The sequence below is a fragment of the Emticicia agri genome, assembly GCF_004168285.1.
GTDB classification, from domain to species: domain Bacteria; phylum Bacteroidota; class Bacteroidia; order Cytophagales; family Spirosomataceae; genus Emticicia; species Emticicia agri.
The window spans coordinates 1-13900 of record NZ_SEWF01000047.1 but is presented as its reverse complement, the minus strand read 5'-3'; the positions used below and the strand labels follow the sequence as shown (position 1 = coordinate 13900).

The 13900-nt window shown below is 36.4% G+C and carries 17 protein-coding genes; 7 read left to right on the top strand and 10 right to left on the bottom strand.

Annotated elements, in window-relative coordinates; genetic code table 11:
• Positions 1-175: 175 nt before the first annotated feature.
• The gene (locus tag EWM59_RS22510; RefSeq protein WP_130023508.1) at positions 176-466 is read right to left on the bottom strand and encodes a YciI family protein; all 291 of its coding nucleotides are present in this window, start codon (positions 464-466) and stop codon (positions 176-178) included.
• A gap of 23 nt (positions 467-489) precedes the next feature.
• On the bottom strand, positions 490-1146 hold the full coding sequence (locus EWM59_RS22505) for a carbohydrate-binding protein (protein ID WP_130023507.1): 657 nt from the start codon (positions 1144-1146) through the stop codon (positions 490-492).
• A 555-nt stretch (positions 1147-1701) separates the two neighbouring features.
• Between EWM59_RS22505 and EWM59_RS22500 the strand changes: the two genes are divergently transcribed.
• On the top strand, positions 1702-2469 hold the full coding sequence (locus tag EWM59_RS22500) for a hypothetical protein (RefSeq protein ID WP_130023506.1): 768 nt from the start codon (positions 1702-1704) through the stop codon (positions 2467-2469).
• Positions 2470-2558: 89 nt separating this feature from the next.
• On the opposite strand, the gene EWM59_RS22495 is transcribed toward EWM59_RS22500, so the two are convergent.
• The 5 genes from EWM59_RS22495 to EWM59_RS22475 all read right to left on the bottom strand — a co-directional run bounded on the left by EWM59_RS22495 (position 2559) and on the right by EWM59_RS22475 (position 7010).
• Entirely contained in the window at positions 2559-3989 is a 1431-nt protein-coding gene (locus EWM59_RS22495) for a serine hydrolase domain-containing protein (RefSeq protein WP_130023505.1), read from the bottom strand.
• Positions 3990-4149: 160 nt separating this feature from the next.
• On the bottom strand, positions 4150-4857 hold the full coding sequence (locus EWM59_RS22490; RefSeq protein ID WP_130023504.1) for a DUF4097 family beta strand repeat-containing protein: 708 nt from the start codon (positions 4855-4857) through the stop codon (positions 4150-4152).
• Between the two features lie 23 nt (positions 4858-4880).
• Positions 4881-5654 carry a DUF4097 family beta strand repeat-containing protein gene (locus EWM59_RS22485; RefSeq protein ID WP_130023503.1) on the bottom strand — a complete coding sequence of 258 codons (774 nt, stop codon included), beginning with the start codon at positions 5652-5654 and terminating at the stop codon, positions 4881-4883.
• A gap of 104 nt (positions 5655-5758) precedes the next feature.
• Positions 5759-6508, bottom strand: a complete 750-nt coding sequence (locus tag EWM59_RS22480) for a PG0215 family putative anti-sigma factor (protein WP_130023502.1) — start codon at positions 6506-6508, stop codon at positions 5759-5761.
• Positions 6492-7010 carry a GFO_1088 family ECF-type sigma factor gene (locus EWM59_RS22475; protein WP_130023501.1) on the bottom strand — a complete coding sequence of 173 codons (519 nt, stop codon included), beginning with the start codon at positions 7008-7010 and terminating at the stop codon, positions 6492-6494. The genes EWM59_RS22480 and EWM59_RS22475 overlap by 17 nt, the downstream gene beginning before the upstream one ends.
• 196 nt (positions 7011-7206) lie before the next feature.
• On the opposite strand from EWM59_RS22475, the gene EWM59_RS22470 reads away from it, so the two are divergent.
• On the top strand, positions 7207-7722 hold the full coding sequence (locus EWM59_RS22470; RefSeq protein ID WP_130023500.1) for a DUF2975 domain-containing protein: 516 nt from the start codon (positions 7207-7209) through the stop codon (positions 7720-7722).
• A gap of 3 nt (positions 7723-7725) precedes the next feature.
• Positions 7726-7935, top strand: a complete 210-nt coding sequence (locus EWM59_RS22465; RefSeq protein ID WP_130023499.1) for a helix-turn-helix domain-containing protein — start codon at positions 7726-7728, stop codon at positions 7933-7935.
• A 15-nt stretch (positions 7936-7950) separates the two neighbouring features.
• Here the strand turns inward: EWM59_RS22465 and EWM59_RS22460 are convergent, their stop codons facing one another.
• A complete protein-coding gene (locus EWM59_RS22460; RefSeq protein WP_130023498.1) occupies positions 7951-8709 on the bottom strand; it encodes a hypothetical protein in 759 nt (252 codons plus the stop codon).
• Between the two features lie 193 nt (positions 8710-8902).
• Between EWM59_RS22460 and EWM59_RS22455 the strand changes: the two genes are divergently transcribed.
• The 4 genes from EWM59_RS22455 to EWM59_RS22440 are packed head-to-tail and all read left to right on the top strand — an operon-like array spanning position 8903 to position 12165.
• On the top strand, positions 8903-10153 hold the full coding sequence (locus EWM59_RS22455) for a DUF547 domain-containing protein (RefSeq protein WP_130023497.1): 1251 nt from the start codon (positions 8903-8905) through the stop codon (positions 10151-10153).
• A gap of 9 nt (positions 10154-10162) precedes the next feature.
• Positions 10163-10498: an arsenosugar biosynthesis-associated peroxidase-like protein gene (locus EWM59_RS22450; protein WP_130023496.1), complete on the top strand. Its 336-nt coding sequence runs from the start codon at positions 10163-10165 to the stop codon at positions 10496-10498.
• 13 nt (positions 10499-10511) lie between these two features.
• Positions 10512-11567, top strand: a complete 1056-nt coding sequence (arsS, locus tag EWM59_RS22445) for an arsenosugar biosynthesis radical SAM (seleno)protein ArsS (RefSeq protein WP_130023495.1) — start codon at positions 10512-10514, stop codon at positions 11565-11567.
• Between the two features lie 4 nt (positions 11568-11571).
• On the top strand, positions 11572-12165 hold the full coding sequence (locus EWM59_RS22440) for a TIGR04282 family arsenosugar biosynthesis glycosyltransferase (RefSeq protein WP_130023494.1): 594 nt from the start codon (positions 11572-11574) through the stop codon (positions 12163-12165).
• 29 nt (positions 12166-12194) lie between these two features.
• On the opposite strand, the gene EWM59_RS22435 is transcribed toward EWM59_RS22440, so the two are convergent.
• Together EWM59_RS22435 and EWM59_RS22430 are read right to left on the bottom strand one after the other, a co-directional pair.
• Complete coding sequence (locus tag EWM59_RS22435; protein WP_130023493.1) at positions 12195-12881, bottom strand: TIGR04283 family arsenosugar biosynthesis glycosyltransferase; 687 nt, start codon at positions 12879-12881, stop codon at positions 12195-12197.
• A 332-nt stretch (positions 12882-13213) separates the two neighbouring features.
• The coding region (locus tag EWM59_RS22430) for an ISAon1 family transposase (RefSeq protein ID WP_130021165.1) at positions 13214-13900 on the bottom strand (687 nt) is incomplete at its 5' end.

Genomic DNA, 13900 nt, shown 5'->3' with positions numbered 1-13900 from the left:
AATTATTAAAAAGTGATTAAAAAAAAAATTTACAATAAATGCTCGCTATACAAGTGTTGTAATAAGTTGACTTTATGGGCTAATTTATGGCTGTAAATATCTTATTTGTAGATAAAAAATGGTAATTTATAGACTTAATAATTTATTAAAAATATAGTGCCAAATATTGGAATAGTTATACATTAGCTACTCTGAACGGTTTTATCTCAATTGACTGCCACACATTCTGAGTTATGTAAGGTTCATTATCATACCAGTTTTTCATTTCTTCATCATTTTCAAACTGAACAATCATGACAGAGCCTACCATTTTGCCTGAATCATCAAGCATGGCTCCTCCGATAATAAACTGATTATGTTCTTTAAGATTTTTTGCACCTGCCAGGTGGATAGGGCGGGCTTCCATTCGTCGATGAATGGCTTCTTCATCAGCACCATCTCTGGCAATGATTACATATTGATTCATGCAGCGTACAGTTTAGTTTAAGGTCAATTAATTTTTTTGAACTCAAGGTAATCGTAATTCATATTGCCATGTGCCACTGTATGCAGCGTAAGCGTATGAATGCCTTTCTTCAATTTTACTTCTGCCAACGATTCTGCTTTGTTCCAATGATGCCACTGGCGCCACTCTACAGGCTCGTTTGGGTCAAAAGTTGAGCTAACCTTCAGGTTTTCAGCTATGGGTGTACCGTCAATATCTAATGAAATAACGCCATCGCCATTAGCGGTGTACATCAACCCTACGGTGTAATTACCCGTTTCTTTTACATTGACGTAATATTTTATCCATTCGCTGTTTTTTGTCCAACCTACATATAACTGATTCATTTCGGGCATTACCTTATTATATTTCGTATTATCTATATCGTTAGCTTTGGTATAAGAAATATCTACGCCCTCTTTCATCCTGAATTCATTCAAAAAATTGCCATTGGCCGGATTCAGCTTCCCACTGCCATTATTCAGGCTATCGGTATCATGATAAGCCACCCCTTCACCGCCTGTATTATACCATTCACATTCAATTTTTCCCGGAATTTGTTGTAAGGTATTCTGCCATGCTTGGCCCGCATTATGTGGTGTCTGATGCTTGGCGCAAGTAAAAAGTCCAAAGGAAAGAATAATTAGTAGAGTGATTTTCATTGTCAGGTTTTTGATTGAATAGATATTATTAAACTGTTTCAGGTGCAAATTAATGTAAATAGCTTAAAAAGACTATCTGTCATTTTAGTCTCTAAGCCCGATTAAGTATAACAAAGAAATGTACTTCAGGTATAGGAACTTAAACTATGAAATTGTCTAATACTCACTTTGATAACGAAAATAACCTAAAGCTTTATCCGAAAATATTAAACTCTATTTTATACAGAATAATTTTTATGTTATGTGCAGACTTTAGTCTGCGCCTGTAAGATGATAATTCCCGCGCGGCGTCCGCGTTGTTATTTTAGACGGCGAATTCCATTCGCTGTTACTTACGATAATATTAAATTTACTTTAATATATATACGTAAGTCTAAATTAATAATCGGTTTATAAACAGATAATATATTAGCTGATTATAGCTCTACAGAGATAACTCTATAAACAGAAAACACCTGTTAAAAACCTTCGATAAAAATAAATGGCTTTATCTGAAAAAGGCTAATGAGCATGTCAGGTATTTCATTTATTTTGAGCCTGTTAATCTATTTTATTATGAAATTTCTGAAGATGTTAGGTTACCTTTTTGTTGCTTTTATTGCCCTCATGGGTTTTGCCGTCTGGTACTCACAAACGCCCGAGGGTAAAGCAGTCTATGCCAGACAAAAAGCCAAGGCACACGCCGATTCCTTAAAAGCAAAAGCTACTATAGCACAAGAAGAAGAAAGCCTGAAAAATGCTACCTTATTGATAGAAGAAAACTTTGATGGCAATGGCTCCTTGAAATTGCCCGTTTTTGACAAAAAGAATGACCGGTTATTTTATGAAGACGGAAAATACAAAGCATATTTAGGCGCATGGAAACGTGAATATTATTTTGGCATTGGCAAAGAACTGAACAATTTTGTGGCAGAAGTACAATGCGATGTGGGTAGTGCAGGTATGTGTGGTATTGTGTGGGCTTTACCGCTGGTAAGAAGTGAAAATAAAACAGCATCTAATGCACATTTTGTAAAAACCACAGATGGCTGGAGAACGGTTGAAATACCTCCGACCGGAATGAGCCATGCCCATGAAAACGGCAGCCGTTGGGTAAAAGATTTGATGAAAGACGACAAAATGAGTACACTAAAAGTTAAGAAATTCGGGAGAAAAATTACCTGCTACATAGATAATGAAGAAGTAAGAACTTTTGAATTGTCAGCCAATTTTCCTGCTACCGGAGAAGTAGGTTTACTAATTGGTAAACGGGATATGCCACAAGGACAATCGCAATTTGGAAGCGTAGCCATAAAACGCTTTAGAGTATGGGAGTTGAAATAATTTCATGTATCACGATTTTTCAAATCGTCTTACCAATGATAGGGCAAGACAATTTGAAAAATCTTCTATATGAGACCAAGTGCCAATGATTACCAACGTTTCCTTAAATTTACTACCCTTACTACAACAATGAGCAGATTGCAAAAGGCTACTACGCCAAGCCAGATAATTACACTTGGTGCCATCAGAAAAATCCGCTCCCAACTTAATACCCGATGAGATAATAAGGTTAACAAGTTTGGAATCAGTACTAAGAAAGCCAAAGGAAGCAACCGGATTATATTTTCGGTAGTAACTACCCAAGATGGTTTCAGGCGATGTTTAGCTACCCAGGTTTTCATGTTTCGGAAGCGCATAAAAGTAAGCAGCAAGGTTAGTAGTATAAAAGTAGCCATCAATAATTCATAAATCGAATCATTCATCACAGGTTGGTTAGCTTCCTGATTAGTAAGTATATGACTCACGCCCTGCATGAAAACATGATAGTCCTGAAAGGCATTGATACCACTGTTAAAAAGAATAACTATGCCATAACCCTCTTTGGTAAGAATCATCTGCTCTGCCTGATAGGTCCAGAGTACACCACTATGAGATACATTCTTTTGTGGGTCTATAAACCAGCCCAATCCATAAGAACTATTGGCAGGCGGTGAAAACATGGTTTCTATCCCTTTCTCGCTTAATAATTTCTGCCCCTTATATTCGCCTTTATTGAGGTACATCATCAACCATTTGGCTAAATCGGAGGTAGTAGAAACCATTCCTGCCGAGCCCTCTATAAACCAGTTGGGTTCGTTGAGTTTTACAGGCTGACCAAACACAAATATATTGCCTTGAGCTAAATGTTTCTGAAACTCCATAGTGCTATGGTAATTGGCAGAGTGGGTCATTTGCAGGGGGGTAAATATATGTTTCTGCATATAATCAGAAAATTTCTCCCGACTTACTACTTCAACCAAATGAGCCATTACATGGTAATTGGGGTTATGATAATGAAATTTTTCGCCCGGTTTACTATCTAATTCAACGTCTTTCAGGTTATCAATGGTATTCATGGTAGAAGCCGGCTGTTGCTTAAAACTTAGCTCAGGATACACTACGTCTGACAAACCACTGGTCTGATTCAAAAACTGCCTGACTGTAATCTGGTTGGCACGACTATCGGCCATCTGAAAAGTTGGAATATAGTTTTTAACAGGTGTGTCGAGATTAATCTTTCCGGCCTCAACCAATTGCATCACCGCCATCGCTGTAAATGCCTTGCTGAGTGAAGCAATAGCAAAAGGTGTACTGCTGATAATGGCTCTGTTGTTTCCATCTTTTCCATAACCTTTCGAGAAAACTACCTGATTTTTATTGACAATAGCTATAGATAAGCCCGGTATATGGTTCTTATCAATGTTTTGCTGAATATACTGGTCTATCAGTTTTATTTGTTCAGGCGCTTGTGCCTTAGCCTGCATACCCGCAAAAATGGCTATAAAACCAATCAAGGTTGTTACTTTCAGTCTCTTTATCATAGGAAGCAAAGAATATTTTTGCAAAGAAACGAATAGTTTATCCTCAAATCTATGCTCGAAGCTAAAGAAATTCAGACTGCCAATAAAAGTTTGGCAGCCTTGCAAGTTGTGAAACTTTGCAAAGCTGCCAAAACTTAACCTTAATTTATAATACTTCTACTCAATTTTTATTCCTCACATATACATTATTACTGATAGATTCGAGGCGTACTTCAGGTCCACCTCCATATACTGTGCCTTCTAACAGGTAACCTACTATCGGGTTTTTCTGTTTTTTGTTTTTAAAAGCAATGTCAAGGTCAGAATACACTTCTCCGGTAACGGTTTTCATACCCAGGTTACCGCCTTTGCCTTTTGGCCAGTTTACCTCTACAAAACCACTGATAGTTTTTGCTTTAAGGGTACTGTTAATGCTGCTTATCCAGATATTGCCATTAATGGTTTCTAAACTTACCTCAGCTTTTTTAGGCAGATATACTTCGTAATTGATGGTACTGCAAACATAATAACTGTCTCCGTTTCTGCTCCACGACGAACGATGTCCGTCTTTGGTTTCAGGGCAGTCTTCCGGCCTGCCTTTTTTAATCATTTCTTCATCAAAATCAGTTTTTATTCTGATTTCCTCTGAATTACTTTTGGTATCTACCGTAAAGGCATCATTCAATCTCCCACCATTCACTTCAACAGCAATCTTTACATACACTTCGGCTTTATCCCAGTATTGCACCTTTATGTTGTCGGCAAATTTGAGGTTAAGGTCTACCGATTGGTTAGCCGCAAATGGCATACGTTTCTCAATGATTTTCTGTGCATAAGTAAACGAATAGCAAAGACCGAGTAATAGTAATAATGTTATTAGCTTTTTCATAATTTTATATCGGACAAAGGTTGTTATTTTTTGCGAACGTAGATATTACTGCTTATCGTGTTGAGTTGAAGATTCACACCACCACCATTCAGATTACCTGTAATGTTATGGCCACCACCTACTCTTGACATGCCATCTTTTCCTGATTTCAGGTTTAAATCCATATCTGTGTAGATTTCTCCTGAAATAGATTTCATCGATAGCGTAGCTTTAGCAGTAGCCGGAAGCGTAATGTCCAGTTCGCCGCTTATCAAAGAGATAGAAGAAGGCGTAGCCTGATTAAGCGAAGAAAATACCGCTGTAAGTTTACCACTGATGCTATTGGCTACAATAGGGCCTGTTACATTGTTTAGTCTGATGTCTGAATTGTTAGTTTTTATTTCCAAGTCGCCTTCTATATTATTCACAGTAACCATTGAGCCCTGAAAGTTAATTTGGGTAAACATGATACTGGCTTTATTAGGAACAAGAATGGTGTATTTCGACGATTTTCTTGAGGCTTTCTCAATTTTTAAAACGCCACCTTCGAGGTTAACAGCCAGACCAAGTCCGGTATTATCAACATTGGTATTGTAGAGGGGCTTCAAGCCTTTGGCTTGTTCCGGTATCGGTTCAGTACTGCCTCCTCTGATAATTACCTCGTCTCCGGCATGTCCTTCAATTTTAATATTGTCGGCATCTAATTCGATAGCTACTTTGCTATCTTTGGTATTGGCTAATTTAGATTTAAATTCCTGGGCTTGCGTATAAACAGCAGTTAATAAAATACAAGCGACTATTAAGATATTCTTTTTCATTGTAATATGCTTTTAGATAATTCTGAAAATTGATTGGTTTACTTGTGATTTCCTGCTGAACAAGGCCTTACATTTCTTCGGAAATCGGTTTAATTATTAATTGTTTATAAAGTTATTAATTGGGCTGCCCCTTCCTGTGCTTTCATACGCACTACATCCATTACATTGCCGTCCTGCGAAAGTTGCTCCAGTGTTTGCGAAGCTCGTTTTTCTTTCATCATTACCAGTAATTCAATGAGTGTTATCTGAATATTCGGGTCGGTCTGAATTTTAAGCGATTGAATCAGTCCTTCTCTTACCAAAGGCTCGTCTTCAAAACGTGCCAATGCCTGAGCAGCGGCCAAACGTACATTCACGTTATCGTCGAAATTCAGCGTATTAATCAGCAATTGGGTCAAATCCTGGTCTAATGCTTTCAGTTTCAGACTCTGGTTTACTGCCTCAATCCTTTCGCTCGCCGATTTCAGACTTACCTGCTCAAATTGCAGGCTTTGCTTCATGACTGTTTCGGGCTTGCTTTCAATGATAGTTATTTCGCCCCCACGGTTATTATAGGCATATCCTACAGCAAAACCCCCTATCAATAGGGCTAATCCTGCCGCTATCCGCAGACTTACAGTTCTGAACTGAATGATTCGGCCTTTCTTTTCAATCTTACTGAGTAATACTTCATTCAGATTTTTCGAGGGTGTCTCCTTTGCCGCGTGTCGGTAATACGCAAACTCGGCTATGTGGTGCTGCAAATGTGTTGGCACCTCTGCTTTACTGAAAAACTCTTTGATATACTTTTCTTCCTGGAGTGTGGTTTCACCTTCATAATATTTCTCTAGCAATTTTTCAATTTCCTGATACATAATTGTTCGTTTTTAAATAACTGTCTCTCACACTCTTGCGCGCTCTCGACAATATGACTCTGATATTATTGATGGTCTGTCCGGTAATCTGTTCAATCTCTTCAAACGAATATTCCTCTACATCCCGAAGGTGAAGAATCGTTTTCTGAAGTTCGGGTAAATCGTCAATGATTTTCTTTAGTAAATCATTGCTATCGGCTAACTCTGTCTGCTCATGTGGGGTATAAGTGTTGGCATTTACCTCAATTGTTTCTAAACCTGTGCTGGTATAGTTATAATCATGAGATTTAAGTTTATCCAGACACAAGTTTTTGGTCATTTGTACTGCTAATGCTTCTACACTATTATAAGCCCCGAGTTGCTGACGTTTATCCCATAGCTTTAAAAATATTTCCTGAACAGTGTCTTCTGCCTCCTCAGTATTCTTGAGGAAGAGTTTTGCCACCCGAAAAAGACGGGATTGATGCTGAAGAACCGATTGCGTAAATACTTTTAAATCCATTTCAATAACATAGACGACCGAGCCTGAAAGTCATTACAAAAATTACAAAATTTTTTTTGAGGAATAATAGAACATTCAAATAAGAGGAAGAAAGCTACTAAGCGGAAGGTTGAATAATAATTGTAGAAAATAAATTAATTATTGTTTTATGATAACTAAACCTTATTTTTACTCCATATTTAAAAAATTATGAAAAATGAACAAAGTAAAAATTATTTCTAAAATTCTTTTTTACATTACTCGTGTATTAGCTTTCTTCTATTTAGGCACTACGGCTTATTCAGCCTTTAGTTTACTGACAGGCTGGTCGTTGGGTTTCAGAGAAAACAAAAAGTATTTTCATGTCATGTACCCGTTTACAGATACTCCTTTTCTGAACGGTGATTACAATATGCCGTATATCATCTTTGATTTTCTTTTAGTATTGGGGCTATACGGATTGTTCTTTCTGCTCGCCAGCAATATATTTAAGGTATTCTTTCAGCCAAAACTGTTTACAGATTTTGGTATCAGACAATTGCGGTACTTTTACTGGGCAAATCTTTTTTTGCCAGGCCTGACCTTATTGTTTGCCAGTATTTTTACAGAAGTGGACGACATGGCTATTATTTTAATTATCTTGCACTTCATTTTGGGCGTTTTTGCCTATTTCTTTGCCGCTATTTTCAAACAGGGTTTACAATTGCAGAAAGAACAAGATTTATTTATTTGAGATATGCCAATTATAATCAATGTAGATGTGATGCTTGCCAAACGCAAGATGCAAAGTAAAGAGTTGGCAGAAAAAATCGGCATTACCACCGTCAATTTATCTATCCTGAAAACAGGCAAAGCCAAAGGCATTCGTTTTGATACGCTGGAAGCCATCTGCAAGGTACTCAACTGCCAGCCTGGGGATGTTTTGGAGTATGTGGAGGAAGGGTAATGAGTAGTATATAAACTACAACTTAGCCAGATTTTTTACACAAGCTAACTTATGTGTTTCGCCCATTAGCTTAATATTTTTGTCAAATTCATTTCTTGAGATTTCATCAATAGGCAGCCTGTTTTTCCTATAAAAATCAAAGAATACTTTACTTAATCTGCAAATATCGTCTTCCAGATAATAAATGTATTCATCTTTAAGCGTTGCAATATTACCTGAAATAAAAGTGTTCAAACCAGTCTTCATTTTCTGTAAACCATCTTGTTGAATTTTAGTCAGATTTGGGTTCGCGACTATAAATTTTTCAGTATATTCTATTTGTAAGTCTGTTAACTTTATAGCTATTAACTGGAGAGAAACCATTTCAGTACTGTAATCAATCACTCCATTGATTTCCTTGGCACTTGAAATATAAGTAAAATATAAAGTCAGAAGTGGCTTTTGAACCATTAGAAGAAAGGTCATTTTATCCTGATAACCGATTACTTCAGATTTGAAAAACCAGTAATTCTCAAAGTTTGAAATTTTGAAGAATAGATCTTTTGTCTCGTTCTTGGTACTTGGTAACGCCAACGTACCTTCTTTTGCTAATTTATCCAATAAGTTTATGGCATTTACATATTCCTGAGCCGTCCAGCTTTTATTTAAAGTGGGAATACCTGCATCAAAATATTTATTTATGGTGGCATTTTGACTTTTACATAAAAGAGGGAATAGAATAAGTAAAATCAGGGGGAGCTTTTTCATTTTTAGTCGAGCTGCTTTTTGTTTCAAATTTCTGAATAAATGTTTAAAAAACCTATCCCATGCTAATAGTTGAATGAATAATTACGCTACTACCGTTTTCAATCATTAGTCACTTTCGCAAGAAATCTCATGTAACATAAGTAATTCTATGAGATTTATAAAACTGTTACTTGCCAAATGCCGTATATGCAATTAATAAGTTTCATTCCTATCTCTGTAAATGAAAAAAAAATCTCTGGTAATAATTTTTCAATTTCTGATTTTTCAACTCTATGCACAACAGGCGTATAAAGTGGGAGATATTGTTAAGAATATTCCAATTACCAGGGTACTTAATACTGATAAAAAAGGCTTTTCGTTGAACGAGTTTAAAAAAGAAATTACTATCATAGATTTTTTTGGAACGTGGTGCGCCCCTTGTATCAAAGCATTACCTCATTTAGCTCAATTACAAACTACTTTTAAAGATAACCTGAACATTATTCTCGTTTCTAATGAAGAAGAAGCAAAACTGACTAAATTTATAGAAGCACGTAAACCATTTATGTTTCCGGTCGTTATAGATAAAGAAAATACTTTTAACAACCTTTTTAAGCCTGCTTCCTTTCCTTATACGGTTATCCTTGATAAAAGTGGAACTATCATTGCCATTATGGATGCAGCCAGTTTAAATGAAAAAATAATCAATGACTGGTTGAGTGGAAAAAAGATAAAATCTTCTATGTCCAGTTCGGTAGTAAGTCCAATCAGTAGAATGTCAAACAATTTAAAATCATCAAACAAGTTTGTTCAACTTTCTCAAACATTTGTCTATTCAGCCAAAACAGGAGAGAATACAGATAAACTTTTGCAAGAACTGAAAACACTTAATTATCATGAACTGGTCAAGCGATTAGTTACAGACGATGAAAAAAAAGCATTCTGGATAAATGCCTATAATGGTTTTACGCAGGTTATTCTAAAAAAAGACCCTGATAAATATAAAGATAGAAGTGCATTTTTTGAAGCCAAACAAATATGGATTGCAGGGCAATTGTTTAGTTTAGATCAGATAGAACATGATATTTTACGTCATTCAAAACCAAAATGGAGCTTGGGATATTTCAGCAGATGGTTTCCTGATAAAAGAGAAGAGGATTTACGTGTCGAAAAAGTAGATTATCGCATTCATTTCGCCTTGAATTGTGGTGCTAAAAGCTGTCCTCCCATTGCTTTTTATAATCCGGAAAACCTGAACGCACAATTAGATTTAGCTACTGATGCTTATCTGAAAAGCGAAGTCAGTTATGATGCTAAAAATAATATAGTACATTTACCTGCTATTATGAGTTGGTTTCGTGGAGATTTTGGCGGTAAGACTGAAATGATTGAGTTATTAAAAGCAAAAAAGATTATTCCTGAAAAGGTCAATCCATCTATTGAATTTAAAAAGTATGATTGGGAATTATATTTAGATAACTATAAACTTTAATTGATTATCATGGAAAATCATTACTACAATGCGGAAGATTTAGGCAAGTTTGGAAATATTGGCGAATTTCAGAAGCCCTTAGCCGATAAATTCTTCGCCTGGTATGGAGAGGTATTTGGCGAAAGCAGCTTGACAGCCAAAGAAAAATCATTAATAGCATTGGCCGTTGCACATGCAGTACAATGTCCTTACTGCATAGATGCTTACAGTAGTGATGCCTTTGAAAAAGGTTATAGTGAAGCCCAAATGATGGAGGCTGTTCATGTAGCCGCTGCCATTAAAGGGGGAGCAGCCCTGGTACACGGGGTACAAATGATGAATAAGGTAAAAGAAATAGCGATGTAAATGAGCATTCTCAATGAAATCACTGAAAGCACAGGGAAGTATTCTATCTAATACACAGCAACAAATAGATATACTTGAGCAAGGAACTAACCAGAATAACTCATCTAAACAACTACTGTTTACTGAAAAACTGGAAGCCTTAGAACATTATCCATTAAAACCAACTCAACTGGAAATTTTTCAGATAAATGTTGGCAAAATGTGTAATCAGGTATGCCAGCACTGTCATGTTGATGCCGGGCCCGACAGAAAAGAAATCATGACTGTTGAAACCATGCAGCAATGTCTGGATGTACTCAAAGCCAATGCCTCTTTTAAAACCGTTGATTTAACAGGTGGTGCACCAGAGATGAATCCACATTTCCGTTGGTTTATTGAAGAGATTAAAAAGTTAAACAAGCATATCATTGTTCGTTGTAACCTGACTATTATTCTCGCCAATAAGAAATACCATGATTTGCCCGATTTTTTTAAACAGCATAGGGTTGAAGTGGTATCTTCGTTGCCTTTTTATTCTAAAGATCGTACAGACCGTCAAAGAGGAACAGGGGTATTCGGCGATAGCATCAAAGCACTTCAGTTACTCAATCGGGTTGGATATGGTGTGGAGGGGAGCAATTTACTATTAAATCTGGTCTATAATCCTGCGGGTGCTTTTTTACCTGCCTCACAGACAACGCTTGAAAAAGAATACAAAGAAGCCTTACAGAAGGAATTCAATATTGTATTCAACAATCTTTATACCATCACCAATATGCCTATCAGTCGTTATTTAGACTATTTGCTGCGGACTGGTAACTATGAGAAATATATGGATAAGCTTATTACAGCTTTTAATCCATCAGCCGCTTTAAATGTGATGTGCCGGAACACACTTTCAATTGGTTGGGATGGTTTTATGTACGATTGCGACTTCAACCAAATGCTTGACTTGAAAGTAGCGGTTAGTCAGGAGCATATTTCACAATTTAACGCTGCTGACTTACTAAATCGGTCAATTATATTAAATCAACATTGTTATGGCTGCACGGCTGGTTCTGGTTCCAGTTGTGGGGGAGCAGTAGCTTAGATATATGCAAAAAGCAATCATTGTATTTGTGCGTAATCCTGTATTAGGAAAGGTAAAGACACGATTGGCAAAAGGTATTGGAGATGTGCAGGCTTTGCAGGTCTATACCAGCTTATTGAAAAAAACGCACAAAGTTATTAAAGATACAGATGCTGAGAAGTTTGTTTTCTATGCAGACGGTATCAATAACAATGACTTATGGGAGAATGATCTCTTTCACAAAGTTCAGCAAACAGGAAATGACCTGGGCGAAAGAATGTATAATGCTTTCACTTATCTGTTTGACAAAGGCTATAGTAAGGTGCTCATTATTGGCAGCGATTGTCCGGCATTAGAAACCGAAATTGTGGAAGAAGCGTTTTTGACATTAAACTCGGCTGAGGTCGTTATCGGACCAACATTCGATGGAGGATACTATTTACTTGGATTGAAGAAAGCATTTGCTTGTTTGTTTACAAATAAGCAATGGAGTACAGAGACAGTTTATCAGGACACTATGCAGAATATATCAGAACTAAACCTTTCTTATGCAGTATTAAAACAACTTTCTGATATTGATACAATAGAAGATTGGTTGCCTTTTAAAGATTTACTTTAAAATTCGATGGCTTTAATGATTAACGCAGTTTAAGGATTCAGCAGTTTCTTGTAAGTAGTTGCCATTTCTATCTGAGAAGCCCCATTATGAAACATTTGTATGATTCTATAATTGGCAAGCTGTACACGTATCCAACTATTATTTTTATACTTTCGGGCCGAAATAATTGCTGCTTTAGGAATGATTGTATAATAACCTGCTTTTCTTGCCCTCATCACAATTTCATAATCTTCCATGATTCTCATATCAGGCTTAAAGCCACCAATTTTTTCAAAGAGCGTCTTTGTGATAAAGAAAGTTTGATCTCCACCGTAACAAACAAACCAGTCAAAACGAGTAAAAAATTCATTGAATTTTAAAAGCAGATTCGAGTTGTCGAACTTTGTTCTGTACCTGCCACAGTTAAAATTATTATTCATGCAATGTAGCAAGTCATTGGCAAATGACGCAGGAGGGAAAGTATCGGCATGAATAAAATACAGGAGGCTTCCTGTACTTTGTGATGCACCAAAATTCATTTGGTTTGCTCTACCTGTTTGTGGAGAAAGGATCGCTTTTGCACCGGTATTTTGGGCTAAATGAAGGGTTTCATCAGTGCTTCCTCCATCCGATACGATGATTTCGTTTACTAACCCATTACTGTTATCTTTTAAAAACTGAATAAGCCCAACGATATTTTCAGCTTCATTATAAGTAGGAATGATAATGCTAATCATTGATTGAGTTTTTGAAGATTGTTTAATTTGTATAAATGTAACGCTTTATATACTTTTTAAATATATTGATTGTTTAATGAAAGTTGATGCGTGTATTGTCAATGAATAGTCCTATGCCTCACTAAAGCATACAACTAAATAGATTAAAGGAGCAGAGGTAATGAATAAAAAGGTAATTAATCCTATCAAAATCTTTGAATAGAGCTAATAGGCAATCTATGTATGGTTATTTGCTATCGGTAGCACCGAAAATTTGATTTTTTTTTAATTGTCTGATAATTAACTTTAGTAAAGTTTAGGATCAAACCTAAAACCTGTGGGGTAGGTATAGTCTAAGCATAGATTTGCGTAAGTCTGTATAAAAAGAAAGGGATATTCTTCACCCCTCTGAATTGGCTTCTGAATGCTTTGATTTTAGCATTAAAAGATTCAGCAGAAGCATTAGTACTTCTATTCTCAAAGAAGTTTACAATCGTTTTATAATGGTTCTGAATTGACCTGGCTACTGTATTGAACGATTTAAAACCAGCCTGTCTTACTTTCTCGTGCCATTTAGCCAGTCTTGTTAGGCCATATAGCTTATCATTGGTATTCTCAAAGATATGAGAAAGACTCATGGTTAAGTCATAGGCTTGCTTAATGTCAGGGTACAGGTCGAATAATAAAGTAGCTCTTTGCTTTTGGTTTTCAGTCCAGTCTTTCTCTTTTTTGTAAAGGACATATCTGCTTCTGGCTAGTAGCTGTTTGATAGTATCTCCATTGGAGAGTACTATGGGGACATATTCTGTATCGGTTTTCTTAGCCAATTCAATAGCATCATTTTCAGCATCCAGTGCTTCCCATCTGTGTTTGATTCTGATTTCCTGTAAAGCCTCTGTGGCTAGTTTTTGTACATGAAAACGGTCTGTAACTCTGGTAGCATTTGGGAAAGTTCTTTTGGCAATTAATTCCATATTAGCAGCCATATCTAAGGTAATCTCTCTGACTTTCTTGCGAAGATTGACATGAATTTTCTGTAA

Coding starts and splice junctions, on each gene's coding strand:
- EWM59_RS22510 (WP_130023508.1), bottom strand. CDS start 466: ATGAATCAATATGTAATCATTGCCAGAGATGGTGCTGATGAAGAAGCC.
- EWM59_RS22500 (WP_130023506.1), top strand. CDS start 1,702: ATGAAATTTCTGAAGATGTTAGGTTACCTTTTTGTTGCTTTTATTGCC.
- EWM59_RS22435 (WP_130023493.1), bottom strand. CDS start 12,881: ATGATTAGCATTATCATTCCTACTTATAATGAAGCTGAAAATATCGTT.
- EWM59_RS22465 (WP_130023499.1), top strand. CDS start 7,726: ATGCCAATTATAATCAATGTAGATGTGATGCTTGCCAAACGCAAGATG.
- EWM59_RS22490 (WP_130023504.1), bottom strand. CDS start 4,857: ATGAAAAAGCTAATAACATTATTACTATTACTCGGTCTTTGCTATTCG.
- EWM59_RS22455 (WP_130023497.1), top strand. CDS start 8,903: ATGAAAAAAAAATCTCTGGTAATAATTTTTCAATTTCTGATTTTTCAA.
- EWM59_RS22470 (WP_130023500.1), top strand. CDS start 7,207: ATGAACAAAGTAAAAATTATTTCTAAAATTCTTTTTTACATTACTCGT.
- EWM59_RS22485 (WP_130023503.1), bottom strand. CDS start 5,654: ATGAAAAAGAATATCTTAATAGTCGCTTGTATTTTATTAACTGCTGTT.
- EWM59_RS22480 (WP_130023502.1), bottom strand. CDS start 6,508: ATGTATCAGGAAATTGAAAAATTGCTAGAGAAATATTATGAAGGTGAA.
- arsS (WP_130023495.1), top strand. CDS start 10,512: ATGAAATCACTGAAAGCACAGGGAAGTATTCTATCTAATACACAGCAA.
- EWM59_RS22505 (WP_130023507.1), bottom strand. CDS start 1,146: ATGAAAATCACTCTACTAATTATTCTTTCCTTTGGACTTTTTACTTGC.
- EWM59_RS22450 (WP_130023496.1), top strand. CDS start 10,163: ATGGAAAATCATTACTACAATGCGGAAGATTTAGGCAAGTTTGGAAAT.
- EWM59_RS22475 (WP_130023501.1), bottom strand. CDS start 7,010: ATGGATTTAAAAGTATTTACGCAATCGGTTCTTCAGCATCAATCCCGT.
- EWM59_RS22495 (WP_130023505.1), bottom strand. CDS start 3,989: ATGATAAAGAGACTGAAAGTAACAACCTTGATTGGTTTTATAGCCATT.
- EWM59_RS22440 (WP_130023494.1), top strand. CDS start 11,572: ATGCAAAAAGCAATCATTGTATTTGTGCGTAATCCTGTATTAGGAAAG.